We start from the raw sequence: 23,411 nt of genomic DNA, 5'->3' as shown, positions 1-23,411 counted from the left end.
GGACCTCGGGGGCAAAAGAAGGTGACGAACCGGGCTCGGGGCGGGGAACATGGGTGTCATGTCCGGGCCCTATGTCATCCGCGGTTCGGTCTCCTTGCCGGAGGCCGAGCTCATGTGGCGTTTCTCGCGCTCCTCCGGGCCCGGCGGCCAGCACGTCAACACCAGCGACTCCCAGGTGGAGCTGCGCTTCGACCTCGCGGCGACCGACGCGCTCCCCGAGGTGTGGAAGGCGCGGGCGCTGGAGCGGCTCGCGGGCAGGCTGGTGGGCGGGGTGGTCTCCGTACGCGCCTCCGAGCACCGCTCCCAGTGGCGCAACCGCGAGACGGCCGCCGTCCGGCTCGCCGCGCTCCTGGCCGAGGCCACGGCGCCGCCGCCCAAGCCGCGGATCAAGCGCAAGGTCCCGCGCGGGATCAACGAGCGCAGGCTGCGCGAGAAGAAGCAGCGCGGCGACACCAAGCGCGGGCGTTCGGGCCGGGACTGGTAGCCCCACCGGCGCCCGACAGGAACCGCCTCCTGGGGGCCCAGCGTTCGACAGGGCCCGGCCCCCTCGGGGCCGCCCCTCAGGGCCCGCAGGGGCCCTCCGAAACCGCCCCCTCAGGACCGCCCCTGAGGGGTTAGAGCGCCCGACAGCGCCCGGCCCCCTCGGAACCGCCCCCCCAGGCCCCCAGGGCCCCCTGAAACCGCCCCCCTGAAACCGCTCCCTGAAACCCCATCACCCCAACTGCCGGTACCGCCCCTTGAAGTACGTCAACGGGTCCCCCTCCGGGCTCGGCAGCTCCGCCGTCAGCACCCGTCCGATCACCAGGGTGTGGTCACCGGCCACCACGCGCTGCTCCGTGCGGCACTCCAGCGTCGCCAGCGCCCCGCTGATCAGCGGGGCGTGCGCCACCTCGCCCCGTACGTACGGCAGGTCCTCGAAGAGCAGCCGGTCGCTGATCCGGCCCTTCATGGCGAACCGCCCCGCGATCTGCCGCTGGCTCGCCGCCAGGACGGAGACGGCCCACAGGGGTTGCTCGTCGAGCAGGTCGTCCATCCGGGAGCCGTTGCGCAGGCTCACCATCACCAGGGGCGGATCCAGGGACACGGACATGAAGGCGGTGGCCGTCATCCCGACGTCCTCGCCGCGGCCCTCCTCGTCGAGCGGCGGCTCCTGGGCGGTGACCAGCACCACTCCGGCGGCCAGCCGCGCGAGTGCTGCGCGGAACTCGTCGTTGCTCACCCCCTCAGCATGCGGGATGGGCTGGGGGCGCGGGGTGGGGGAAGTCGTCGGGAGCACACCCAAACGCTAACCGTGTGCGACCGGCGGCGACATCGGGCCAGGGGACCAGGATGGTTTCGGCCAGTCCTAGGACTTCGGTCCGACCGCTCCGGCGGGTTGACCGTGGCCGAATAGCCATGGCTGGATTTGCGCCAGGAAAACGACGGAACCTCCGAAGGGTCACTCGCACCCCTGAACCATCTGTTGTGACTTGGGTCACAGAGTCCATTTTCTGCTGACCCTGTGTACCGGGTGCACAGCTCACTGTGATTCAGTGGCCGTGACACTGCAACAAGTACGTCGATATGAAACCTGGAGTTGCTGTCGAGGTCTCGGGGAGTGCGAGCGATGGAGGCCGAGTCGGAACCCTACGTCCGCCTTGCGACCATGCGGCAGCTGCACCAGGCCGTCGCTGATCTCAACACGGCGCGGAGTCTGGCGGACACGCTGCAGACCGTGGCGGACGGCATCGTCACCGGTCTCGGCTACGAGCTGGGCTGCGTCAACCTGGTCCGGCCCGACGGCGACCTCGTCATCGCCGCCTTCGCGGGCAACGCCGCCGCCGAGGCCCTCATCACCGGCCGCGTCGGCTCCCGGGCCTCCTGGGAGCGCCGGCTCTCCATGGGCGAGTCCTGGGACCAGCTGCGGTTCATCCCCCACACCGAGGGCTGGGTCCTGCTCGACGACGACGTACCGCAGTGGCACACCGAGGGCCCCGAGCCCCGGTTCGAGGACGAGTGGCACCCGCTGGACCGGCTCTACGCCCCGATGTACGCCTCCGGGGGCGGACGGGACCTCCTGGGGGTCATATCCGTCGACCGGCCGCGCAACGGGCGCCGCCCCGGCGCATGGGGGCGCGAAGCGCTCCAGATGTACGCCTCCCAGGCCGCCATTGCGATCAGCAACGCTCGTCTGCGAGCAAACATGCAGCGCGCCCTGGTCAGGCTGGAGCGCGAGCAGCAGGCGCTGCGGGCCAGCGAGGAGTCCTTCCGGCAGGCCTTCGAGTACGCGCCCAGCGGGATGGCCATCGCCGAGATGGGCGGCGACCAGCACGGCCGGCTCCTGCGCACCAACGACGCCCTGTGCCGGCTGCTCGGCCGCCCCGCCTCCGTACTGCGCCGGTACTCCTTCGCCGACCTGGTCCACCCCGAGGACATCGGCACCCTGCTGCGCACCTCCGCCGAGGGCGGCCGGGCGGAGCTGCGGCTGGGGCGCCGGGACGGCACGTACCTCTGGGTCTCCCTGCGCAACTCGGTCGTCGCCGACACCGCCGACGGGCCGCGCTTCCTCCTCACCCATGTCGAGGACATAGAGGAGCGCAAGCGCCACGAGCTGAACCTCGCCCACCGCGCCTCGCACGACGCGCTGACCGGGCTGCCCAACAGCGCCGAGCTGCGGTCCCGCCTCAGCGCCCGGATCTGCGAGCGGCCGAACTCCCCGGCCACGACCGCGATCGAGGCGCTGGACGCGGCGTACGGGGACGTGGAGTCGTCCCTCACCCACGGCTACCAGGCCGAGGGGTACGAGGGGGAGGCGGCGCCCGGCGGAGGGCTCTACGACCACCATGTGCACACGGTCGCCCCGGACACGGAGCACGACGACGGGACGAAGGGGCTCGCGGTCCTCTTCTGCGACCTCGACGGCTTCAAGTCCATCAACGACCGGTTCGGCCACCACACGGGCGACGCCGTTCTCATCGAGGTGGCGCGGCGGCTGTCCACCTGCGTCCGGGACGGTGACACGGTCGCCCGGCTCGGGGGTGACGAATTCGTCGTTCTCGCGGACGGCCTCGGGGCGGCGGACGCCGCTGACCTGGCCGTACGTCTGCGAAATGCCATTATTCCGCCCATAAGGGTCGACGGGCGCGCCGTCCGGGTCGGGGCGAGCTTCGGCATCGGCTGGGCGGAGTGCGGGATGAGCGTGGAAGAGGTCCTGCGCTCCGCCGACCAGCGGATGTACGTCGAGAAGCGGTCGCGGTCGAAGGTTCACCGCAGGGCCGGATGACGTTCACGCCCGCCTTCTCCCCCTGCCGCGTACCCCTGCCTCCGGGCCCGGTCCACCCGGTGATCGCAATTCGGGCTGTGCTCCGTTCGAGGTAGGCTCGGCCGGTCGGCGACGGCTGGCGACATGGTGAGGAGTGACCCAGGGATGACGGCCGGAAACAACGGCGCGAGCAAGCCCGAGGACGACGATCCGTTCGGCTACCTGTACGCGGACGGACAAGCGGCAGGCGCCCAGCCGCCCGGCCAGGGCGGTTACGGCTACCCGGGCCCGGCCGCGCAGCCGGGCGTGCCCAGGACGTCGTACAACCAGGTGCGGACGGTCGGGGAGCGCCAGTACGGGCAGCAGCAGGTGCCGCAGCAGGGGTACGGCTACCCGCCCCAGCAGAACTACGGCCAGCCGCCCGCGCAGCAGTACAACCGGCCGAACCCGCAGTACGCGGCCCCCGAGACCTACCCGGGCGGCGCGCCCCCCGCGCAGCACGGCTCGGTGCCGGGCGGCGGCTCCGGCGGCCGGGGCGGTCCGAACACCAAGGCGCTGCTGATCGCGGCGGTCGCCGTGGTCGCGGTCGTCCTCATCGGCATCGGCGCCGCGCTGCTCTCGGGCGACGACGGCGACAAGGACAAGAAGAACGAGGCCGTGTCCTCGGAGGGCCCCGCCGGTGAGGTGAAGGAGTCCGACAAGGCCGACGAGCCGGAGAAGAAGACCGACGAGACGCCGGCCCCGGTCGAGCTCCCGAAGCAGGACGCGGCGACGCTGACGCTGGGCGGCACGGCTTCCCTGGACAGCTCGGTCAAGGGCGCCAAGGGTGCCAACGGCAACTACATCAACCTGAACGAGGTCGGCCGGTCGGCCACCTGGACGGTCGAGGTGCCCGAGGCCGGTGCGTACACCCTGTACGTGACCTACGGCGTGCCCGGCAAGGACGCGAAGACGACCCTGACGGTCAACGCGCAAGAGCCGCGCGGCATCAACATGAAGAACTTCGCGAAGGCTGCCGAGGGCGACCTCGAGAAGGGCTGGACGAACACGTATGCGTACGTCCAGCTCGACAAGGGCTCCAACACCCTCAAGCTCTCCTGCGAGACGGGCGACGAGTGCGACGCCAACCTCGACCAGCTGGAGCTGAAGGCGGGTCACATCCAGTAGGACGGCTCCCCGCGAGCCCACGCCTGTACGCCCTGACCGCCCCCGAGGTGGTCAGGGCGTCGGCGTGTGCGGAGGGTCAGGGGGCCGTGGTGTACGGCTCCACCCTCACCCGCGCCAGCAGCTCCGCGTAGGCCGCCGCGTCGAACTCCCCGGCCGTCGGGGCCAGTACCGTCGCCGTCGACAGGGCCACCGCGCGGGCCAGCCGGCCGGGCCAGTCGAGCCCCTCGGCCAGGGCGGAGAGCAGCCCGGCCACCGCGGAGTCACCGGCTCCGGTCGGGTTGCCGCGTACGGGCGCGGGCGGGGCGGCACGCCAGGTGCCTTCCGGGGTGTCGGCGAGGACGCCCTCGGGGCCCAGGGAGGCGATCACCGCGTGGGCTCCGCGGCGGCGGGCGTCCCGGGCGGCGCGCAGCGGTTCGCGGAAGCCGGTGAGCTGGGCCAGCTCCTCCGTGTTCGGCTTGACCAGGTCGGGGCGGGCGGCGATGCCCCGGCGCAGGGGTTCGCCGCTGGTGTCCAGGAGGACGGGTACGGAGGCGGCGCGGGCGATCCGGACCAGCTCGGCGTAGGCGCCGACGTGGATGCCGGGCGGCAGGGAGCCGCAGAGGGCGACCGCGTCGGCGTCGGCGACGAGCTCCGCGTACGTCCGCAGGAGCGTGGCCCACTCGGCGGCGCTGACCTGCGGTCCCGGCTCGTTGAGCTGAGTGGTGTCGCCGGTCGAGCGGTCGGTGATCGCGAGGGTGCGGCGGGTGTTCCCGGCGACGGGGACGAGGGCGTCGCGCGGTGGGAGCGGGGCCAGGAGGTCGCGCAGGACGCCTCCGGTCGCGCCGCCGGCGAAGCCGGTGACCACGCTCTCGTGGCCCAGCGCGCCCAGCACCCGGGCGACGTTCAGCCCCTTGCCGCCGGGGCGTTCGGCGACCTCGCCGACCCGGTGGCTGGCGTGCGGGACGAGCGCGTCGACGGTGTACGTCACGTCGAGCGCGGTGTTCAGGGTGACGGTCAGGATCATCTGGTCCGGCCACCTCCCTCGATCCGTCGGGCCGTCGGTCCGTGGCCCATGGCCGATGCCCGTGGTCACGGGCCTGTTGATCATGTCAAAGGGAGGGCGGCCGGGCCCAGTCCTCGGGCCCGACCGCCATCTCTTCGTTACGTGGGGGAGAGCTGGTGTCCTCAGGCCGTCTTCGGCTCGATGATCCACTCGCCCTTGCGCATGACGCCCGTCAGGGCGAAGTCCTCGTCGAGCACCACCAGGTCCGCGTCCTTGCCCGGCTCCAGCGAACCGACCCGGTCGTCGACGCCCAGGAGGCGGGCGGGGTTGGCGGAGATGGACCGTACGACGTCCTCCACCGGAATCCGGTCGATGGTGACGGCCCGGCGGAACGCGGTGTCCAGGGTGAGGGTGGAGCCCGCGATGGAGCCGCCCTCCACCAGCCGGGCGACGCCGTCGCGGACCTCGACGGCGAGCGGGCCCAGCTGGTACTGCCCGTCGCCGAAGCCGGCCGCGTCCATCGCGTCGGTGATCAGCGCGACCCGGCCGGCGCCCTTGTGGTGGTAGGCCAGCTCCAGGGTGGCCGGGTGCAGATGCGTACCGTCGTTGATCAGCTCGACGGTGATCCGGTCGTCCTCCAGGAGCGCGGCGATCGGGCCGGGCTCGCGGTGGGCGAGCGGGGGCATCGCGTTGAACAGGTGCGTGGCGACGGTGGCGCCCGCGTCGATGGCCTCGACGGTCTGCTCGTACGTGGCGTCCGTGTGGCCGATCGCGGCGATCACCCCGTGCTCGGCGAGCAGCCGTACGGAGTCGATGCCGCCGGGCAGCTCGGTGGCGAGGGTGACCATCCGGGCGGCGCCGCGCGCGGCGTCGACCAGCTTGCGGACCTCGGCCGGGTCCGGGTACCGCAGCAGCTGCTCGCTGTGGGCGCCCTTGCGGCAGGGCGAGATGAAGGGGCCCTCGAAGTGGATGCCGGCCAGGTCGCCCTGTTCGACCAGCTCGGAGAGGATGCCGGCGCGGTGGGCGAGGAAGTCCATCTCGCCGGTGACCGTGGAGGCGACCAGGGTGGTGGTGCCGTGCTCGCGGTGCGTACGGATGCCGTGGAGGACCTCGTCGACGGTGCCGGAGGTGAAGGAGGCCCCGCCGCCGCCGTGGTTGTGCATGTCCACGAAGCCGGGGACCACCCAGTGGCCGGTGAGGTCGACGACCCGGGCGTCCTGGGGTGCGGAGCCGGCGATACGGGTGGACTCGACGGTCACCCGGCCGTTCTCCACGGTCCCGGTGGGCAGGACCACCCGGGCGCCCGCGAGGACCGTGCTGTCTGCTGCGCGTCCGGCCATCAGGCGGAAACCTCCGTGGAGAGTAGATCCCAGGCGAGCAGCCCCGCGCCCAGGCATCCGGCGGTGTCCCCGAGGGCCGCCGGGACGATGTGGGGCAGCTTCTGGAACGTGACGCGTTCCTCGACGGCCGCACGCAGTGGTGTGAACAAGGTTTCCCCGGCCTCGGCGAGACCGCCACCGATGATGAGCGTGCTGGGGTCCAGCAGGGTGAGTGCGGTGACGAGCCCGGCGGCGAGCGCGTCGACCGCGTCCCGCCAGACGCCGATCGCCGCCGGATCGCCCGATTCGACGGCCTTGGCGCAGTCGGCGGCGTCGGCCTCGGGGTCCCCGGAGGCGGCGGCCCAGGCCCGGCTCACCGCGGAGGCGGAGGCGAGGGTCTCCAGGCAGCCGCGCTGGCCGCAGCCGCACTCGGGGCCGTCGGGGCGGACCACGATGTGGCCGATCTCCCCCGCGTGCCCGTGGGCGCCCGCCTCGATGGCGCCGCCGATGCCGATGGCCCCGGCGATCCCGGTGCCCAGCGGCACGAACAGGAAGCGGTCGGCGCCCCGGCCCGCCCCGATCCGGCCCTCGGCGAGCCCGCCGGCGCGGACGTCGTGGCCGAGCGCGACCGGGATCCCGCCGAGCCGCGCGCCCAGCAGGGCGCGCATCGGTACGTCGCGCCAGCCCAGGTTGGCGGAGTAGACCGCGATCCCCTTCTCGGCGTCGATGATGCCGGGCACGACGACCCCGGCGGCGACGGCGCTCTCGCCGAGGTGCTCCTGGCCGTAGGCGCGCAGATCCGCGGCGAACGCGAGGATGGTCTCGACGACCGCGTCGGCGCCGCGCTTCCGGCCGGTGGCCCGGCGCGCCTCGTAAAGCAGCGTGCCGTCGGTCCCGACCAGTGCGGCCTTCATTCCGGTGCCGCCCACATCGAGGGCGATGACATGTCTCACGAGAGACAGTTTCGCCCGCCGACCCCTAAAAGGTCTAGTCCACTAGCGAGGTTTGTTGCGCACCCATACAAAATGATGAACGAGTGAAGGCGGACCGTTTCCTGCCGGAAAGCCACGAAATGGGCACCCGGGGCAGGGCTCGTACGGTCCACGCTCGACCAATGGTCTGGACCAAGATACGGGTTCGGGGCCTCGACTGCCAGTGCGCGTAAGCCAGTTGTGGCCTCCGGGGTTCCCATACGTTGCCGAAGCGATACGCCGGTGGTGTAGACCTCCCCCTTCGCTGTGGGGGAAAATCGCAGTTCATCCGGACGGTGGCAGAGACGGGTGGCGACGCTGCGGCCGGCCGGCGAGAGGTCCGCACGGTGACGCCGCGCCCACCGTCCGTGAGCCAAGGTGATCGACGAGGATGGGCGAGGCTGTGCAGCGGCGCTTTACGGTTCTGACCGCGGTGGTTGCCGCACTGGGTATGACGGCGACACTGTCGGGCTGTGGCGGTGACGGCGGCTCGGGCGACGTCACCCTCAAGCTGGTCGCCGCCGACTACGGCACCACCGCGGCCAACAGCTCGGAGAAGTACTGGAGCGGTGTCGCGGCGGGCTTCGAGAAGGAGCACCCCGGCATCAAGGTCGACGTCAACGTCCTGCACTGGAAGGACGTCGACCGCGAGGTCGCCGAGATGGTGAAGGCGGGCAACGCCCCCGACATCGCCCAGATCGGCGCCTACGCCGACTACGCCAAGACCGACAAGCTCTACACCGCCGACCAGATGCTCGCCATCCGCACCCAGGCGAACTTCCTGCCCTCCCTCACCGACGCGGGCAAGGTCGACGGCACGCTGTACGGGCTCCCGTTCGTCGCCAGCACCCGGCTGCTCTTCTACAACGAGAAGCTCTTCACCCAGGCGGGCCTCGACGCCCCCAAGACCTGGGACGACATCCAGAAGGACGCCACCGCGCTCAAGGAGAAGGGCGTCAAGTTCCCCTTCGCCCTGCCGCTCGGCCCGGAGGAGTCCCAGGCCGAGACGCTGATGTGGCTGCTCAGCGGCAGCGGCGGTTACGTCGACGACGTCGGCTCGTACGACATCGACTCGTCCCAGAACATCGCCACGTTCACCTGGCTGCGGGACAACCTCGTCGGCAAGGGCCTCACCGGACCCGTCGAGCCGGGCAAGCTGGACCGTGCCAAGGCGTTCAAGGCGTTCACCGAGGGCGAGGTCGGCATGCTGAACGGCCACCCCACCCTGATGGAGGAGGCCGAGGCCAAGGGCGTCAAGGTCGGCATGGTGCCGCTGCCGGGCGTCGACGGGCCGACGAAGGGCTCGCTGGGCGTCGCCGACTGGATGATGGGCTTCAAGCAGAACGGCCACCGCCAGGAGATCGGCAAGTTCTTCGACTACGCCTACTCCGACGAGAACGTGCTCGCCTTCGCCGACGAGTACGACATGCTCCCGGTGACCGGCAGCGCCTCCGCCGAGATGGAGACCGACACCAAGCACGTGAAGCTGCGCGAGTTCCTGGCGGCGCTGCCCAACTCCCAGCTGCCCCCCTTCGGCAAGACGTCCTGGGCGACGGTGAGCGAGTCGATCAAGACGAACATCGGCGAGGCGGTCGCCCCCGGTGGCAGTCCGGAGCGGGTGCTCGGGGCGATAGCGGCCGAGGCGACGAGGGCCGAGGGCGCGGAGTAGGCAGGCAGGCGGGCGCGTCGGGGCCGGTTGCGCGGTTAGGTTGGTTGTATGACCGCTTCCGACGCCGAGCCCGCGCCTTCCGCCCGGGGGCTGTCCGACCGTGACCGTGCTCTGCTCGCGCTGGAGCGGAGGCCGTGGGCGGGGCCCGGGGCGAAGGAGCGGGCGATCCGGGAGGAGCTGGGGATGTCCCCGGTCCGCTACTTCCAGCTCCTCAACGCGCTGATCGAGGACGAGCGGGCGCTGCGGGAGGATCCGGTCACGGTGAACCGCTTGCGCCGGCTGCGAGCGGAGAGGCGTGAGCGGCGCTGACGGCCCGTGTCGGGGGCCGGGCCCGCCCCCGTGCCCGCCCGCACCCCGCTAGGCTCGACCCCATGGGCAGCCACTCCGTACAGCCGCCGATCCCGACCCCGACCACCCCGGCCGGCCGCGAGGGCCTGGACGCCATCCTCGCCCGCCCCGGCCGCGCGGTCATCGCCCTCGACTTCGACGGCACGCTCGCCGACATCGTCCCCGACCCCGAGCAGGCCCGCGCCCACCCCGGCGCCGTCCCCGCACTCGCCGCGCTCGCCCCGAAGGTCGCCTCGGTCGCCGTGATCACCGGCCGCCCCGCAGGCGTGGCGGTCCGCTACGGCGGCTTCGCCGGCGTCCCCGGCCTCGACCACCTCGTGGTCCTCGGCCACTACGGCGCCGAGCGCTGGGACGCTGCGACCGGCGCCGTGAACACCCCCGCCCCGCACCCCGGCGTCGCCACGGCGAGGGCCGAACTCCCCGGCGTACTGCACGAGTTCGCCGCCTGGCACGGCACCTGGATCGAGGAGAAGGGGCAGGCCGTCGCCGTCCACACCCGCCGCGCCGACGACCCGCGGGCGGCCTTCGAGACCCTGCGCGGCCCCCTCGGCGAGCTGGCCGCCCGCCACGGCCTGGTCCTCGAACCGGGCCGCCAGGTCCTGGAGTTGCGCCCACCGGGCATGGACAAGGGCGTCGCGCTCGCGGAGTACGTACGCGAGGTCGGCGCCGAGTCCGTCCTGTACGCGGGCGACGACCTCGGAGACCTCGCCGCCTTCGCCACGGTGGAGAAGCTGCGCGGCGGCCAGGACGGCATCCCGGGGCTGCTGGTGTGCAGCGGCAGCGCGGAGGTGCCCGAACTGGCCGAGCGCGCCGACCTGTCGGTGCCCGGCCCGGCCGCGGTGGTGGACTTCCTGGCGGCCCTGGCGGAGCGGCTCTGAGAGGCGGGCCCCGGGGGGCGCCCGGCCGCCCCCCGGCCCCTCACTCCTGCCGCAGCGCCTCCAGCTGGTCCAGGAACCACTGCTGCGGCGGCAGCGCCGTGGCCGCCTCGGCCAGTCGCTTCGTACGGCCGGTCCGCTCCTCGGCGCTCATCGACAGGGCCTCGTGCAGCGCCTCGGCCGTGCCCACCACGTCGTACGGGTTCACCACGATCGCGTCCTCGCCCAGCTCCTCGTACGCCCCCGCCTCCCGCGACAGCACCAGGGCGCAGCCGTGGTCGGAGACGACGGGGACCTCCTTGGCGACCAGGTTCATGCCGTCGCGGATCGGGTTGACCAGCGCCACGTCCGCCAGCCGGTACGCGGCGAGCGAGCGGGCGAAGTCGTCCTTCACGTGGAGGACCACGGGTGTCCAACCGTCCGTGCCGTAAGCCCCGTTGATCTCGGTGGCCAGGCTCTGCACCGCCGCCGTGTAGTCCCGGTAGACCGAGAGGTCCTGGCGGGAGGGGTAGGCGAAGGCCACGTGGACCACGCGTTCGCGCCACTCGGGGTGGGTCTCCAGCAGGGCCCGGTAGGCGTGCAGGCCGCGCACGATGTTCTTGGACAGCTCGGTGCGGTCCACCCGGACGATGGTCTTCCGGCCCTCGCCCACCTGCTCCCGCAGCGCCTCCATGCGCTCGTCCACGTCCGCCTCGTGCGACCGCTGCCGCAGGAAGTCCGCGTCGGCCCCGAGCCCGTGCACCCCGATCCTGGTGCGGCCCGTCCCGCCGAGGATCTCCGTACAGCAGCCGATGAACGCGTCCGCCCACCGCCGGGTCAGGAACGCGGCCCGGTCCGCGCCGAGGATGCCGTGCAGCAGCTGCTCGCCGATGTCGTCGGGGAGCAGCCGGAAGTAGTCCACCGGGGCCCACGGGGTGTGCGAGAAGTGGCCGATCCGCAGATCCGGGCGCAGCTCGCGCAGCATGCCGGGGACCAGGGCCAGGTGGTAGTCCTGCACCAGGACCGCCGCCCCCTGGCCCGCCTCCTCGGCGAGCGCCTGGGCGAAGGCCCGGTTGTACGTCTCGTACGAGGCCCACTGGCGCCGGAACTCCGCGTCGAAGACCGGCTCGACGGGGGTCTGGTAGAGCAGGTGGTGGACGAACCAGAGCACGGAGTTGGCGATGCCGTTGTACGCGTCGGCGTGGACCTGGGCGTCGATGTCGAGCATCCGTACGCCCGGCTCACCGACCCCGCGCCGCACCGCCTCGCGGTCGCCGTCGCCGAGGGCCGCGCAGACCCACAGCTTGTCGTCGACGGCGCTGAGCCCGGAGACGAGCCCGCCGCCGCCGCGCTTGGCGTCGAGCGTGCCGTCCTCGCCGAGCGTGTACGTGATCGGGCCGCGGTTGGAGGCGACGAGGACCTGGGCAGTCGAGGGGGTTGCGTGCTCGGAGACCATGTAGCGGAACCTAGCCCGTTCGGGAAGCCCCCAAACGCGCGGGCCGCCCGGGAGGCCCCCTCACGCCGCGTGGCGCTCCGCGTACTCCTCGATCTCCCGCATCGGCGGCCGCTCCTCCGTGTCCACCGCGTGGGTGCGCGCCACGAACCCCTCATCGCCCCGCTCGAACTGCGTCAGCGCGGGCCGCACCAGATGGCCCCGGGAGAGCCGCAGCTGCGCCGTGCGGTAGATCGCCGCCGCCATCCGGCCCAGCGCCTGCCCGTCCTGGTGGCGGTGGCGCCGCACCCCGACGTCGACCTGGCCCAGCGCGTCCAGCCCCACGGTGTGCAGCGCGTCCACCAGGAGCCCCAACTCCACTCCGTAACCGACCGGGAAGGGCAGCCGCTCCAGCAGGGACCGCCGCACCGCGTACTCGCCGCCCAGCGGCTGCACGAAGCCGGCCAGCTGCGGCCAGTGCAGATTGAGCAGGGGGCGTGCCACCAGCTCGGTGACGCGACCACCCTGACCTGCGGTGTCACCCAGCGGACGGTCGTACATCGCCTTGACGAACTGGACGGTGGGGTCGGTGATCAGCGGCCCGACCGTCCCCGAGACGAAGTCGGCGGAGAAGTCCTTGAGGTCGGCGTCGACGAAGCAGACGATCTCACCGCTGGTCACCAGGAGCGACCGCCAGAGCACCTCGCCCTTGCCGGGCAGGGCCGGGACGCGGGGCAGGATCGCGTCCCGGTGGACCACCCGGGCTCCCGCCGCACGGGCGACGGCGGCGGTGGCGTCGGTGGAACCGGAGTCGATCACGACCAGTTCGTCGACCAGCCGGACCTTCTCCATCAGCTCCCGCCGGATCGTCGCCACGATCGCGCCGACCGTGGCCTCCTCGTTCAGCGCGGGCAGCACCACACTCACCGAGGTGCGGTGCGGGTCGGCGTTCCGGGCGTCGGTGAGCCGGTCCAGCGGGCGGTCGGCGGACGACCAGGAACGCCTGGTCAGCCAGCGTTCCACCTCTTCGAGCACGGTCGGGACTCCTCGTATGTGATCCATCTCGCGGTGCGGACGACTATCTCAACAGTCCAGTCCTTCGGTTACAGTCTTGAACAACGCGGATGACCGTCGCATGTCGGGGTCCGTCCGCACACAAACGCCTGGATCGAAGATCCAGTGCCACAGAGCTCATCCAGAGGGACTGAGGGAACGGCCCGTTGAAGTCCCGGCAACCCTCCTACCGACCGCGAGGTCACGGTGGGGAAGGTGCCAATTCCGTCTTGTGGCGAAACGCGTCACAAGGAAGATGAGGAGAAAGGGCCTCCGCCATCATGGCTGTTCAGACTGTTGCAGGTAACACCGCTTCTTCTTCCGCCCCGGCCGTCGACCTCGGTCCCGCCGCGGCGCTCTCCTGCCGCGAGTGCGGCGAGCGTTTCGAGCTCGGCCCCCTCTTCGCCTGTGCGTCCTGTTTCGGGCCGCTGGAAGTGGCGTACGACCTGCCCACCGGCTCCCCCGAGGAGCTGAGGAAGCGCATCGAGGCCGGCCCGAACAACATCTGGCGCTACGCCCCGCTGCTGCCGGTCCCCGCCGACGTCGCGGAGAAGCCCAACATCAACCCCGGCTTCACCAAGCTGGTCAAGGCCGACAACCTCGCCCGTGAGCTGGGCGTCACCGGCGGTCTGTACGTCAAGGACGACTCCGGCAACCCGACGCACTCCTTCAAGGACCGGGTCGTCGCCATCGCCGTCGAGGCCGCCCGCGCCTTCGGGTTCACCACCCTCTCCTGCTCCTCCACGGGCAACCTGGCCGGTGCCGTCGGCGCCGCCGCCGCCCGCGCCGGACTGCGCTCGTGCGTCTTCATCCCGCACGACCTGGAGCAGGGCAAGGTCGTCATGGCCGCGGTGTACGGGGGCGAGCTGGTCGGCATCGAGGGCAACTACGACGACGTCAACCGCTTCTGCTCCGAGCTCATCGGCGACCCGCTCGGCGAGGGCTGGGGCTTCGTCAACGTCAACCTGCGCCCGTACTACGGCGAGGGCTCCAAGACCCTGGCGTACGAGATCTGCGAGCAGCTCGGCTGGCGGCTCCCCGACCAGATCGTCATCCCGATCGCGTCCGGCTCCCAGCTGACGAAGATCGACAAGGGGTTCCAGGAGCTGATCAAGCTCGGCCTCGTCGAGGACAGGCCGTACAAGATCTTCGGCGCCCAGGCCGAGGGCTGCTCCCCGGTCTCCGCCGCCTTCAAGGCCGGCCACGACGTCGTACGGCCCCAGAAGCCGGACACCATCGCCAAGTCGCTGGCCATCGGCAACCCGGCGGACGGCCCGTACGTCCTGGACATCGCCCGCCGCACCGGCGGCGCGGTGGAGGACGTGAACGACGAGCAGGTCGTAGACGCGATCAAGCTGCTGGCGCGTACCGAGGGCATCTTCGGCGAGACGGCGGGCGGCGTGACGCTCGGCGTGACGAAGAAGCTCGTCGAGGCCGGCGTCATCGACCCGACGCTCACCACCGTCGTCCTGAACACCGGTGACGGGCTCAAGACGCTCGACGCGGTCTCCGCGACCTCGCAGGCGACGGCCACCATCAAGCCGAGCCTGGACGCGTTCCGCGCCGCGGGCCTCGCCTCCGCCTGACCCACCGAGTCCGAGTCCGAGACCGCGTCCGAGACCGCCGTCCGCGTCCGAGACCGCGTCCGAAGCAAGAAGGGCACCCACCATGAGCGTCAAGGTCCGCATCCCCACCATCCTCCGCACGTACACGGGCGGCCAGGCCGAGGTCACGGCGGAGGGCGCGAAGCTCTCCGAGGTCATCGCGTCCCTGGAGAAGGACCACCCGGGCATCGCCGCACGCGTCCTGGACGACCAGGGCAAGCTGCGCCGCTTCGTGAACGTGTACGTCAACGACGACGACGTGCGCTTCGAGAGCGGCCTGGACACGGTCACCCCGGACGGCGCCGGCATCTCGATCATCCCGGCCGTGGCCGGCGGTTGCTGAACCCCCTGGGGCCGCCGCGCCCCCACCGCGCCTTCGCCTGACCCCGGTTGCCCCCTCCGCGACACAAAGCGGAGGGGGCAATTCTGCATGGTTGAGCACGGTACAGTTGGGGAAGCCCCCTTCGCTGCGCATGCCGCCCGCATATGAGAATGCGCCCGGCTCCGATAAGAAGCAGCCAAAGTGCGTGAACCCCTTGAGGCATAAGTGGCCTTTGCCTGGCCCGACTTGCCCGTAATCTCAGCAATCCCGCATATTCGGGCGTTCGCCTGTGCCCGGAATTCTCGTCCGATTGACCTGTTGCAGAGGGCAGTTGGGCGGATACATTCGGCCGCGGTCGACGCGCTGCGGCGCCGCGCACCTCTCCTGACGGAGGGTGAGTTACGACCCGGGGCCGCGAAGTGCGGTCCCGTGCAAGGGCCAGTTATAGGGGAGTTAGGCATGGCTCAGGGCACCGTCAAGTGGTTCAACGCGGAGAAGGGGTACGGCTTCATCGCGGTCGACGGTGGTGCGGATGTTTTCGTCCACTACAGCGCGATCCAGATGGACGGGTACCGCACCCTCGAAGAGGGTCAGCGAGTTGAATTCGAGATCTCGCAGGGCCAGAAGGGGCCCCAGGCCGACATGGTCAAGCTCGCCGTCGGCTGAGCTCGGCGCAGGCCGTCCGACGTCACTACTCACGCACGCAGGGCCCGACCCCGGAGTTCGCCACCAGGGGATCGGGCCCTACGTGCGTCCTGGCTCCGCCCTGCGGACGCGGTGCTGCTGGGTCCGTCCTGCGGGCGCGGTCCTGGCTCAGTCCTGCGGACGCCGTTCCGGCTCCCTCCTGCGGACGCTCTGGTTCCGCCCTGTTCTGCTCCGGTTTCGCATGGCGTGCCTTGGTCGAAGGCGCTTGCACTCTCGGGGGTCGAGTGCTAATCATTGGCATTAGCACTCTCCAGGTGAGAGTGACAGAAACTTGGACCGGGCCGGTGAGGCCCGCAGGCGCGGCGGGGCAAGGAACCGCCACGCACGCAGGCCGTCCGTCGCGGGCGCCTCTCGGTCCGGAGAATCCACCCCTGTCCGGGAGGACCACTTCACATGGCCAAGATCATCGCGTTCGACGAGGAGGCACGGCGCGGTCTCGAGCGCGGGATGAACCAGCTCGCCGACGCCGTCAAGGTCACCCTCGGCCCCAAGGGCCGTAACGTCGTCCTCGAGAAGAAGTGGGGCGCGCCCACGATCACCAACGATGGTGTTTCCATCGCCAAGGAGATCGAGCTCGAGGACCCGTACGAGAAGATCGGTGCGGAGCTGGTCAAGGAGGTCGCCAAGAAGACGGACGACGTCGCCGGCGACGGTACGACCACCGCCACCGTTCTGGCTCAGGCTCTCGTCCGCGAGGGTCTGCGCAACGTCGCCGCAGGCGCCAACCCGATGGCTCTCAAGCGGGGCATCGAGAAGGCCGTCGAGGCCGTCTCCGCCGCTCTGCTGGAGCAGGCCAAGGACGTGGAGACCAAGGAGCAGATCGCTTCGACCGCCTCCATCTCCGCCGCCGACACCGAGATCGGCGCCAAGATCGCCGAGGCGATGGACAAGGTCGGCAAGGAAGGCGTCATCACCGTCGAGGAGTCCCAGACCTTCGGTCTGGAGCTCGAGCTCACCGAGGGTATGCGCTTCGACAAGGGCTACATCTCGGCCTACTTCGCCACCGACATGGAGCGTATGGAGGCGTCGCTCGACGACCCGTACATCCTGATCGTCAACTCGAAGATCGCCAGCGTCAAGGACCTGATCCCGCTGCTGGAGAAGGTCATGCAGTCGGGCAAGCCGCTGCTGATCATCGCCGAGGACGTCGAGGGCGAGGCGCTCTCCACCCTGGTCGTCAACAAGATCAAGGGCACGTTCAAGTCCGTCGCCGTGAAGGCCCCGGGCTTCGGTGACCGCCGCAAGGCCATGCTCGCGGACATCGCCATCCTCACCGGTGGCACCGTGATCTCCGAGGAGGTCGGTCTCAAGCTGGAGAACGCCGGCCTGGACCTGCTCGGCCGCGCCCGCAAGGTCGTCATCACCAAGGACGAGACCACGATCGTCGACGGTGCCGGGGACAGCGAGCAGGTGCAGGGTCGCGTCAAGCAGATCCGTGCCGAGATCGAGAACTCCGACTCGGACTACGACCGCGAGAAGCTCCAGGAGCGCCTGGCGAAGCTGGCCGGCGGTGTGGCCGTCATCAAGGCCGGCGCCGCCACCGAGGTGGAGCTCAAGGAGCGCAAGCACCGCATCGAGGACGCGGTGCGCAACGCCAAGGCCGCCGTCGAGGAGGGCATCGTCGCCGGTGGTGGCGTGGCTCTGCTCCAGGCCTCGGCCGTCTTCGACAAGCTCGACCTCACGGGCGACGAGGCGACCGGCGCCAACGCCGTGAAGCTCGCGCTGGAGGCCCCGCTCAAGCAGATCGCCGTCAACGGTGGTCTCGAGGGTGGCGTCATCGTCGAGAAGGTCCGCAACCTGCCGATCGGTCACGGCCTCAACGCCGCGACCGGCGAGTACGTGGACATGATCGCCGAGGGCATCATCGACCCGGCGAAGGTCACGCGCTCCGCTCTGCAGAACGCCGCCTCCATCGCCGCGCTCTTCCTCACCACCGAGGCCGTCATCGCCGACAAGCCCGAGAAGGCCGGCGCGGCCGCTCCGGGCGGCATGCCGGGCGGTGACATGGACTTCTGATCCGCCACGGAGCCCCGGGTCCGCCCGGGGCGCCCTCCGGCTGATCGAAGTTCCGCGTACGTCCCGGTCGGGGCGGTACGCACCAGTACGTCCCGCAGGGGCGGCACCTCCTTCACGGGAGGTGCCGCCCCTGTGGCGTGTCCAGGGCGGCGGCGGGTGCTCCTGGGACAATGCGGGAACGGTTGTTACGCGCGCGGGGGACGCGGGCGGCACGTGAACGGGGGCGGTACGGCCATGACGGCTACGCAGGCGGGGAACAGCGGTCCGGAACGCGGTCGGTCGGACAAGGAGCGGTCGGACAGGGGACGGTGGGCCAGGAGGCGCTCGGACAGGAAGCGGCTAAGCAGCGGACGGTCGGACGGAGCGCTGTGTACCAGACGTATCAAGGGCGCCGGGCTCGTCCTCGCGGGCGCGGCCCTGTTCGCGGCGGGGCTGTTCATCGTGACGGTCGGTACGAGCCTCTCCGGCCTCCTCGGCATGCGGGTGGAGACCTTCGGCCGGATCGACTGCCACGACACGCGGACGAAGAAGGGGCAGACCGTCTGGCACTGCTTCGGTGAGAGCCCCGCCCAGCAGCGCGCCAACGAGGCGGAGCGCGAGCGGGTCGCCGCGGGGGCGCTGCGCGTCCATGTGGACGGCATGCCCGAACCGGCCCGGACCGGGCGTACGCGCATCCTCTTCGCGGACCACGACGGCAGGAACGACCCCGCGACGATCACCGCGACCCAGGTGTCCGACGGCGGCCGGTGGTACGCGCACTCGTCGTCGGTCGTCGGCTATGGCTTGATCCCGCTACTGCTGGGCACCGGAACGGCGGCCTGGGGCGGTTTCGTCATGCGACAAAGGTCACCGTCCCCGGCGAACGCGGGCGGCGGTCAGGGCGGTACGGCGCGCTCGACGGCGCTCCCGTTGCGGGCCACTGACCAGTACAGCCCCGGATCGGCGGGGAGACAGGGCCGGCGGTGACCCTCCGGGGCCCGGACTTGCACGGTGCTCAAACTGTCTGCTGGTCGTTAAACTGCCGTTCGGTAAAAGGACGGCTTCGAGCTATCCTTCGGCGTGCTGAAGCGCGCCGGCCAGGCGAGTGGGCGGCGGGTGGGAAGCGGTGGACGCTCCTGACCGGGCAGAGGGATCGCACTCGGGTCACGACCGGTTCCCCCCTTGCTTCCCGACGGTAGAGAGGAAAGAATGTGACTGTTCGTTCATTCGCACGCAGAATGGGCCCGCGAGTCCAGCGGAAGGCCGCTGAACAGTCATGGCGGATGCGTTCGGCGCGCAACCGGCGCAGGGCCGTCAGCGGCCAGCCCGATGTGCGCAGGGTCGTCGTGAACGGCCAGGAACTGTACGGGCGTGTGGTGCCGGGATTCTCGGCGACCGACGCGGCCGCGGAGAATCTGGCGATAGCCACCCGGGCCCTTGAGCGTGCGGGCATCTCCTATTTCCTCGTACCCGGCATCTCCAAGATTCGTCACACCATCGGTGTCAACGAAGCGGACCGTGGGCGTTTCCACGATGCGATGGAGGAGGAATACGCCGGTAAGGCGGTCTTCATCGGGCAGCCGACGGTGGGGCGCGTTCTGAAGCGCCCCGCTCTGTATATCGACGGCAGTCTGCCGTCGGCCCTCCGGGCGGCCTCGGTGCTGCGGGTGGGCGAGATCCACCTCGGGCCTTCGGGGCAGGTGCTCGGTGGTCCCGAGATCGGGTGTGACGTCGAGTTCTGGCAGAACGGGGCCGACCTCCTCGCCGGGGAGGACGGGGACCGGGAGCTGGCCAAGGTGCAGCCGCAGGCCTCGGCGGACGTCTTCAGCCAGGCGCTGGTCGCACCCCGACGCAACCGCATCGCCGATGTGCTTCCCAACTCCGAGCAGGAGATCGCCAGTCGACGCATCGGCGACCGGGACGTACCGACGTTCGCCCCGTTCGCCGGCCCGACGGTCGGCGACGTGACGTTCCCCGTCGACGTCGTCTACACCTGGGTGGACGGCGAAGAGCCGGCCATGCGCGAGAAGCGGGCGAAGTACAAGGGGCTGGGTACCGCCGAGATCCTGGACAAGGAGGTCAACGCCTCCCGTTACACCAGCCACGACGAGCTGAAGTATTCGCTGCGCTCGCTCCAGATGTACGCGCCCTTCGTGCGCCACGTCTACATCGTCACCGACGGGCAGACGCCGGCCTGGCTCGACCCGGACGCGGACGGCATCACCGTCGTCGATCACCGGGACATCTTCCCCGAAGGTGTTCTCCCCGTCTTCAACTCGCATGCCATTGAGACGCGGCTTCACCACATTCCGGGCATTTCCGACCACTATCTCTACTTCAACGACGATGTGTTCGTGGGCTGCCCCGTCACGCCCGAGGCCTTCTTCCACCCCAGTGGTGTCATGAGGGTCCCGGTCTCGCCGCTGAAGATCGGCGTCGGCAAGCCGCACGCCGAGGAGACGGCGACCAACTCCGCCAGCAAGAACGTGCGCCGGCTGCTGATGGAGAAGTACGGAACGCTCACCACGAACAACTTCATGCACACGCCCCTCCCTCAGCAGCGGAAGACGCTGCTGGAACTGGAGGAGACGTTCTCCGAGGACATCTCCCGGACGACGGCGTCGCGATTCCGCTCGCCCCAGGACATCGCGCTCACCGCGCCTCTCCTCTACCAGTACGCGCTGATCACCGGGAAGGGCATCCCCGGCAAGTACAGCTTCCGCTACGTGAACATCAGCCGGGAGGACGCCGACAAGCGGCTGGAGGGCCTTCTCACGACGCGTCGGTTCAACTTCTTCTGCCTGAACGACGTCGATGTCGCTCCGGACCAGCGCGAAGAAGTCAGCGTGCGCATGCACAGTTTCCTGGAGGAGTATTTCCCGTTCCCCAGTTCGTTCGAAAGGCGATCTGATGGAACACCGGAATGAGTCTCGTCCGCCGTACGGCCTCCCGCGCCTGGCGCCTGGGCAAGCGGGCTGCCCGGAGGGCTGAGCGAGGGGCCGTCGCGCCGATCTGGCGGATACGGGTCGCCCGGCGCCGGGCGGTGCTGCGGCGGGTCCTCCCCGACGTGGTGCCCGTCGTCGTGGAGCGACGGCGTGTCCTCGGCAGGCCGGCGGAGAGCTACGTCTCCACCGAGGCCGCGGCGCAGTCGCTGAAGCTCGTCTCGGACGTGCTGGAGACGGCCGGCATCCCCTACTTCCTGGTGCCGGGCCACAACTGGCTGCGCCACGTGGTCAGTGTGGAGAGGAAGCACCGGGCGGCCTTCCTGGAGGCGGCGACCCGGGAGCTGTCCAGGACGCCGGTCTACGTGGGAGCCGTGGACCGCGACGACGGCCTGTCGGTCACCGGGCACTGTTCGGACGGCCGGCTGCCCCAGGCCGTCCGCGAGGCCGCGGTGGTGCGCATGGGCATCGTCCACCTCGGCCCGCGGGGCCAGGTGCTGGGCGGGTTCGAGGACGGCTGCGACATCGAGTTCTGGCAGCGGGGCGAGGAGGCCGGCGGCACCCCCGGCGGCGACGGGAAGTTCTGGTTCAGCGTCCCGGGCAGCGACCTCACGGACACGTTTCCGGAGTCGCTGGTCGCCCCCCGCCTCAACCGGATATCCGAGGTGGTACCGGCGGAGGCGCAGAAGCAGGCGACGGTCACCGTGGGCGGCCTTCAGGTTCCGACGTTCCAGCCGTTCGCGCAGCGGACCGTCGACGAGGTCTCCTTCGCCGTCGACGCGGTCTACACCTGGGTCGACGGCGACGAGCCGGAGCTGGCGGCCAAGCGGGAGGCCTACCGGGACGGCTCCTCCGCCATCGCCGGGCGCGAGGTCGGGATGTCCCGCTACACCGACAGCGACGAGCTGAGGTACTCCCTGCGGTCGCTGGAGATGCACGCCAGCTTCGTCCGCCACGTGTACCTGGTGACGGACGGCCAGACGCCTCCCTGGCTCGACGTGAACGCCCCCGGCCTCACGGTCGTCGACCACCGGGACATACTCCCGGCCTCGGCGCTCCCGGTGTTCAACTCGCACGCCATCGAGACCTGCCTGTACCGGATAGACGGCCTCTCCGAGGACTACCTGTACCTCAACGACGACGTGTTCTTCGGCCGCCCCGTACGCGCCGAGCACTTCTTCCACGGCAACGGGATCGCCCGTATCCCCTTCTCCCCGTACAAGCTGGGCCTCGGCCTGCCGCACGGTGGGGAGCCGGCCCCGAACTCGGCGGGCAAGAACGTGCGCCGGGTCATCCAGGAACAGCACGACAGGTTCATCACGAACAAGTTCCTGCACACTCCGCACCCCCAGTTGCGCTCGGTCATGCGGGAGATAGCGGAAGCGGGCTTCCCGGAGCTCGAGCGCACGACGCACTCGCGGTTCCGCTCGACGGAGGACGTCGCGGTGGCCGCCACCTTCCACCACCACTGGGCGATCCTCACCGGACGGGCCGTTCCCGGCGACTACTCCTTCCGGTACGTCGACGTCGGCAGGCCGGACCTGCACGACAGGCTCGCGCGGCTGCGTAAGCACAACGATGTCGACTTCTTCTGCCTCAACGACGTGGACACGGATGTCGAGGCCCGGGACTCGATCCGGCGGGCCGTCGACGGCTTCCTGGAGTGGAAGTTCCCCTTCCCCAGCCGCTTCGAGCGATCGTGACGGCTGTTGCTGGTCCCTTCTGAGGCCGGACGCGTGGCGCCAGGTGCCTGATGCCACGCGCCTGAGGCCTGAACGCCGGACGTGGACGCCTGAGGCCTGAGGTCTGGTGCCTGAGGCCCGGCGCCGGCCCTCAGGCACCTGATGCCCGGCGTTCGGCGTTCGGCGTCGCCGAGGGGCGCGGGCCCCGCCGCGAGGGTGCTTCTCCTCGTCGCGGGGAGCCCCCGACCCGTCAAGGAGCCGAGGTCGCGAGCGGTCGGCTTGGCCGAATAGACACTTGTTGCGCTCATTCCCGTACGGCAACGCTTTCTCGCGCGTTCACCGATGCCCGTGGCGCGTCGGCCGTCCGCGGGCCGGGGCTGCCGGCGGCCGTGGGCGGCTGGTTCTTCTGTTCTCGCCACGCCCCTTCACCTTCTTGGCAGCTCACTGCCCCGTACGAGGGCTTCGCACGGTCATTGGTTCAGTCCAGGGCCCATGGGCGGCTCGTCGATGTGCGACTGCACATGCCGACCGGCCGGTGCCCCGTCGTGCGGTCGGCGGCCCGGTACCGGACCCGCCCCGCCCTTCCCGCTCGCGCTATCCAGCCAACTTCGCGCGATAAGTCGGAATCATGCGTACCGGTTCAGCAGCGGGACATGATGGCCCTGGTGTTCACCTGGTGAACACCAGTCGCAGGAATAACTTCAGTTATGCACACAATAATTGGGCATAACGGTCGTCAACCGCACAGAAGGGAAGGTGTCATGAAGCAGCAGAAGAAGGCTTACGTGAAGCCGTCGCTGTTCAAGCAGGGCGACTTTTCGAAGAAGACCGCCGGTTACTTCTACGGCTCGTACAAGGAGTACTGGGTCCGGCGCATCATCTGATCTGCCGACCCGCTCCTTGTGCACGGTGTGAGAACTTCCGAAAGGTGAAGATGCCCGGCCTGCTGCGTGACTACTTCGTCGTCCTGCCGGACAGCGTGGCGGGCCACGCGGTGGCCGGGCAGCTTCCCGCACCGGAGACGACCGCACCGCACGCGACCACTCCGGACGCGACCACTCCGGTCACGACCCCACCGGACGCGGCCGAGGTGGCCCGAGGGGTGGGCGACGTACTGACCGTCGC

At 70.6% G+C, this 23,411-nt stretch carries 20 protein-coding genes, 1 pseudogene and 1 riboswitch; of the genes and pseudogenes, 15 read left to right on the top strand and 6 right to left on the bottom strand.

Annotation, left to right across the window (positions count from 1 at the left end; translation table 11 throughout):
* The first annotated feature begins 49 nt into the window (after positions 1–49).
* Positions 50–484: an alternative ribosome rescue aminoacyl-tRNA hydrolase ArfB gene (gene arfB, locus AB0917_RS16165; protein ID WP_029182636.1), complete on the top strand. Its 435-nt coding sequence runs from the start codon at positions 50–52 to the stop codon at positions 482–484.
* A gap of 228 nt (positions 485–712) precedes the next feature.
* Here the strand turns inward: arfB and AB0917_RS16160 are convergent, their stop codons facing one another.
* Positions 713–1,219, bottom strand: a complete 507-nt coding sequence (locus AB0917_RS16160) for a flavin reductase family protein (protein WP_366820170.1) — start codon at positions 1,217–1,219, stop codon at positions 713–715.
* 387 nt (positions 1,220–1,606) lie between these two features.
* Here AB0917_RS16160 and cdgB point away from each other — a divergent pair, with 387 nt between their 5' ends.
* Positions 1,607–3,262 (top strand): diguanylate cyclase CdgB, encoded by a 1,656-nt coding sequence (gene cdgB / locus AB0917_RS16155; RefSeq protein WP_366820169.1) that lies wholly within the window; start codon positions 1,607–1,609, stop codon positions 3,260–3,262.
* A 144-nt stretch (positions 3,263–3,406) separates the two neighbouring features.
* On the top strand, positions 3,407–4,408 hold the full coding sequence (locus AB0917_RS16150; RefSeq protein ID WP_366820168.1) for a carbohydrate-binding protein: 1,002 nt from the start codon (positions 3,407–3,409) through the stop codon (positions 4,406–4,408).
* Positions 4,409–4,484: 76 nt separating this feature from the next.
* Here the strand turns inward: AB0917_RS16150 and AB0917_RS16145 are convergent, their stop codons facing one another.
* From AB0917_RS16145 to AB0917_RS16135, 3 genes are all read right to left on the bottom strand, one after another.
* On the bottom strand, positions 4,485–5,411 hold the full coding sequence (locus AB0917_RS16145; protein ID WP_366820166.1) for a 1-phosphofructokinase family hexose kinase: 927 nt from the start codon (positions 5,409–5,411) through the stop codon (positions 4,485–4,487).
* A gap of 161 nt (positions 5,412–5,572) precedes the next feature.
* Entirely contained in the window at positions 5,573–6,730 is a 1,158-nt protein-coding gene (gene nagA, locus AB0917_RS16140) for an N-acetylglucosamine-6-phosphate deacetylase (RefSeq protein ID WP_366820164.1), read from the bottom strand.
* On the bottom strand, positions 6,730–7,662 hold the full coding sequence (locus AB0917_RS16135; RefSeq protein WP_366820163.1) for an ROK family protein: 933 nt from the start codon (positions 7,660–7,662) through the stop codon (positions 6,730–6,732). The genes nagA and AB0917_RS16135 overlap by 1 nt, the downstream gene beginning before the upstream one ends.
* Positions 7,663–8,071: 409 nt before the next feature.
* Here AB0917_RS16135 and AB0917_RS16130 point away from each other — a divergent pair, with 409 nt between their 5' ends.
* The 3 genes from AB0917_RS16130 (at position 8,072) to otsB (ending at position 10,575) form a co-directional block, all read left to right on the top strand.
* Entirely contained in the window at positions 8,072–9,349 is a 1,278-nt protein-coding gene (locus AB0917_RS16130; protein ID WP_366820162.1) for an extracellular solute-binding protein, read from the top strand.
* A 48-nt stretch (positions 9,350–9,397) separates the two neighbouring features.
* Positions 9,398–9,658, top strand: coding sequence for a DUF3263 domain-containing protein (locus tag AB0917_RS16125; RefSeq protein ID WP_366820161.1), 261 nt, complete (start codon positions 9,398–9,400; stop codon positions 9,656–9,658).
* A 62-nt stretch (positions 9,659–9,720) separates the two neighbouring features.
* Positions 9,721–10,575, top strand: coding sequence for a trehalose-phosphatase (gene otsB / locus AB0917_RS16120; RefSeq protein ID WP_366820160.1), 855 nt, complete (start codon positions 9,721–9,723; stop codon positions 10,573–10,575).
* Positions 10,576–10,615: 40 nt separating this feature from the next.
* Here otsB and AB0917_RS16115 read toward each other — a convergent pair whose 3' ends face one another.
* Positions 10,616–12,007: a trehalose-6-phosphate synthase gene (locus AB0917_RS16115; RefSeq protein ID WP_366820159.1), complete on the bottom strand. Its 1,392-nt coding sequence runs from the start codon at positions 12,005–12,007 to the stop codon at positions 10,616–10,618.
* Positions 12,008–12,067: 60 nt separating this feature from the next.
* Positions 12,068–13,018, bottom strand: coding sequence for a glucosyl-3-phosphoglycerate synthase (locus AB0917_RS16110; RefSeq protein WP_366820158.1), 951 nt, complete (start codon positions 13,016–13,018; stop codon positions 12,068–12,070).
* Positions 13,019–13,171: 153 nt separating this feature from the next.
* Positions 13,172–13,299: riboswitch (SAM riboswitch) on the top strand.
* Between the two features lie 18 nt (positions 13,300–13,317).
* Between AB0917_RS16110 and thrC the strand changes: the two genes are divergently transcribed.
* From thrC to AB0917_RS16065, 9 genes and pseudogenes are all read left to right on the top strand, one after another.
* Positions 13,318–14,622 carry a threonine synthase gene (thrC, locus tag AB0917_RS16105; protein WP_366820157.1) on the top strand — a complete coding sequence of 435 codons (1,305 nt, stop codon included), beginning with the start codon at positions 13,318–13,320 and terminating at the stop codon, positions 14,620–14,622.
* 82 nt (positions 14,623–14,704) lie between these two features.
* The gene (locus AB0917_RS16100; RefSeq protein ID WP_366820156.1) at positions 14,705–14,983 is read left to right on the top strand and encodes a MoaD/ThiS family protein; all 279 of its coding nucleotides are present in this window, start codon (positions 14,705–14,707) and stop codon (positions 14,981–14,983) included.
* 438 nt (positions 14,984–15,421) lie between these two features.
* On the top strand, positions 15,422–15,628 hold the full coding sequence (locus AB0917_RS16095) for a cold-shock protein (protein WP_003967346.1): 207 nt from the start codon (positions 15,422–15,424) through the stop codon (positions 15,626–15,628).
* A gap of 432 nt (positions 15,629–16,060) precedes the next feature.
* Positions 16,061–17,683 carry a chaperonin GroEL gene (groL, locus tag AB0917_RS16090; protein ID WP_366820155.1) on the top strand — a complete coding sequence of 541 codons (1,623 nt, stop codon included), beginning with the start codon at positions 16,061–16,063 and terminating at the stop codon, positions 17,681–17,683.
* Between the two features lie 234 nt (positions 17,684–17,917).
* Positions 17,918–18,649 (top strand): hypothetical protein, encoded by a 732-nt coding sequence (locus tag AB0917_RS16085; RefSeq protein ID WP_366820154.1) that lies wholly within the window; start codon positions 17,918–17,920, stop codon positions 18,647–18,649.
* A gap of 296 nt (positions 18,650–18,945) precedes the next feature.
* A complete protein-coding gene (locus AB0917_RS16080) occupies positions 18,946–20,589 on the top strand; it encodes a stealth family protein (RefSeq protein ID WP_366820153.1) in 1,644 nt (547 codons plus the stop codon).
* On the top strand, positions 20,586–22,307 hold the full coding sequence (locus AB0917_RS16075; RefSeq protein ID WP_366820152.1) for a stealth family protein: 1,722 nt from the start codon (positions 20,586–20,588) through the stop codon (positions 22,305–22,307). Before AB0917_RS16080 ends, AB0917_RS16075 begins: the two co-directional genes overlap by 4 nt.
* Positions 22,308–23,047: 740 nt before the next feature.
* Positions 23,048–23,170: a keywimysin-related RiPP gene (locus tag AB0917_RS16070; protein ID WP_018511015.1), complete on the top strand. Its 123-nt coding sequence runs from the start codon at positions 23,048–23,050 to the stop codon at positions 23,168–23,170.
* A gap of 50 nt (positions 23,171–23,220) precedes the next feature.
* Positions 23,221–23,411 (top strand): annotated as a pseudogene (locus AB0917_RS16065) (hypothetical protein); the annotation flags it as partial.

Origin of the sequence: Streptomyces sp. NPDC007346, from assembly GCF_040703535.1 — a bacterium.
In the GTDB taxonomy this organism is placed as follows: Bacteria; Actinomycetota; Actinomycetes; order Streptomycetales; family Streptomycetaceae; genus Streptomyces.
Note: the sequence above shows the minus strand (reverse complement) of the source record. Positions and strands in the feature narration are given on the sequence as shown.

What these genes read in the sequence shown, in the direction of transcription:
- arfB (WP_029182636.1), top strand. Translation starts at nt 50, where the DNA reads ATGGGTGTCATGTCCGGGCCCTATGTCATCCGCGGTTCGGTCTCCTTG.
- cdgB (WP_366820169.1), top strand. Translation starts at nt 1,607, where the DNA reads ATGGAGGCCGAGTCGGAACCCTACGTCCGCCTTGCGACCATGCGGCAG.
- AB0917_RS16150 (WP_366820168.1), top strand. Translation starts at nt 3,407, where the DNA reads ATGACGGCCGGAAACAACGGCGCGAGCAAGCCCGAGGACGACGATCCG.
- AB0917_RS16145 (WP_366820166.1), bottom strand. Translation starts at nt 5,411, where the DNA reads ATGATCCTGACCGTCACCCTGAACACCGCGCTCGACGTGACGTACACC.
- nagA (WP_366820164.1), bottom strand. Translation starts at nt 6,730, where the DNA reads ATGGCCGGACGCGCAGCAGACAGCACGGTCCTCGCGGGCGCCCGGGTG.
- AB0917_RS16130 (WP_366820162.1), top strand. Translation starts at nt 8,072, where the DNA reads ATGGGCGAGGCTGTGCAGCGGCGCTTTACGGTTCTGACCGCGGTGGTT.
- AB0917_RS16125 (WP_366820161.1), top strand. Translation starts at nt 9,398, where the DNA reads ATGACCGCTTCCGACGCCGAGCCCGCGCCTTCCGCCCGGGGGCTGTCC.
- otsB (WP_366820160.1), top strand. Translation starts at nt 9,721, where the DNA reads ATGGGCAGCCACTCCGTACAGCCGCCGATCCCGACCCCGACCACCCCG.
- AB0917_RS16115 (WP_366820159.1), bottom strand. Translation starts at nt 12,007, where the DNA reads ATGGTCTCCGAGCACGCAACCCCCTCGACTGCCCAGGTCCTCGTCGCC.
- thrC (WP_366820157.1), top strand. Translation starts at nt 13,318, where the DNA reads ATGGCTGTTCAGACTGTTGCAGGTAACACCGCTTCTTCTTCCGCCCCG.
- AB0917_RS16100 (WP_366820156.1), top strand. Translation starts at nt 14,705, where the DNA reads ATGAGCGTCAAGGTCCGCATCCCCACCATCCTCCGCACGTACACGGGC.
- AB0917_RS16095 (WP_003967346.1), top strand. Translation starts at nt 15,422, where the DNA reads ATGGCTCAGGGCACCGTCAAGTGGTTCAACGCGGAGAAGGGGTACGGC.
- groL (WP_366820155.1), top strand. Translation starts at nt 16,061, where the DNA reads ATGGCCAAGATCATCGCGTTCGACGAGGAGGCACGGCGCGGTCTCGAG.
- AB0917_RS16085 (WP_366820154.1), top strand. Translation starts at nt 17,918, where the DNA reads ATGACGGCTACGCAGGCGGGGAACAGCGGTCCGGAACGCGGTCGGTCG.
- AB0917_RS16080 (WP_366820153.1), top strand. Translation starts at nt 18,946, where the DNA reads ATGCGTTCGGCGCGCAACCGGCGCAGGGCCGTCAGCGGCCAGCCCGAT.
- AB0917_RS16075 (WP_366820152.1), top strand. Translation starts at nt 20,586, where the DNA reads ATGAGTCTCGTCCGCCGTACGGCCTCCCGCGCCTGGCGCCTGGGCAAG.
- AB0917_RS16070 (WP_018511015.1), top strand. Translation starts at nt 23,048, where the DNA reads ATGAAGCAGCAGAAGAAGGCTTACGTGAAGCCGTCGCTGTTCAAGCAG.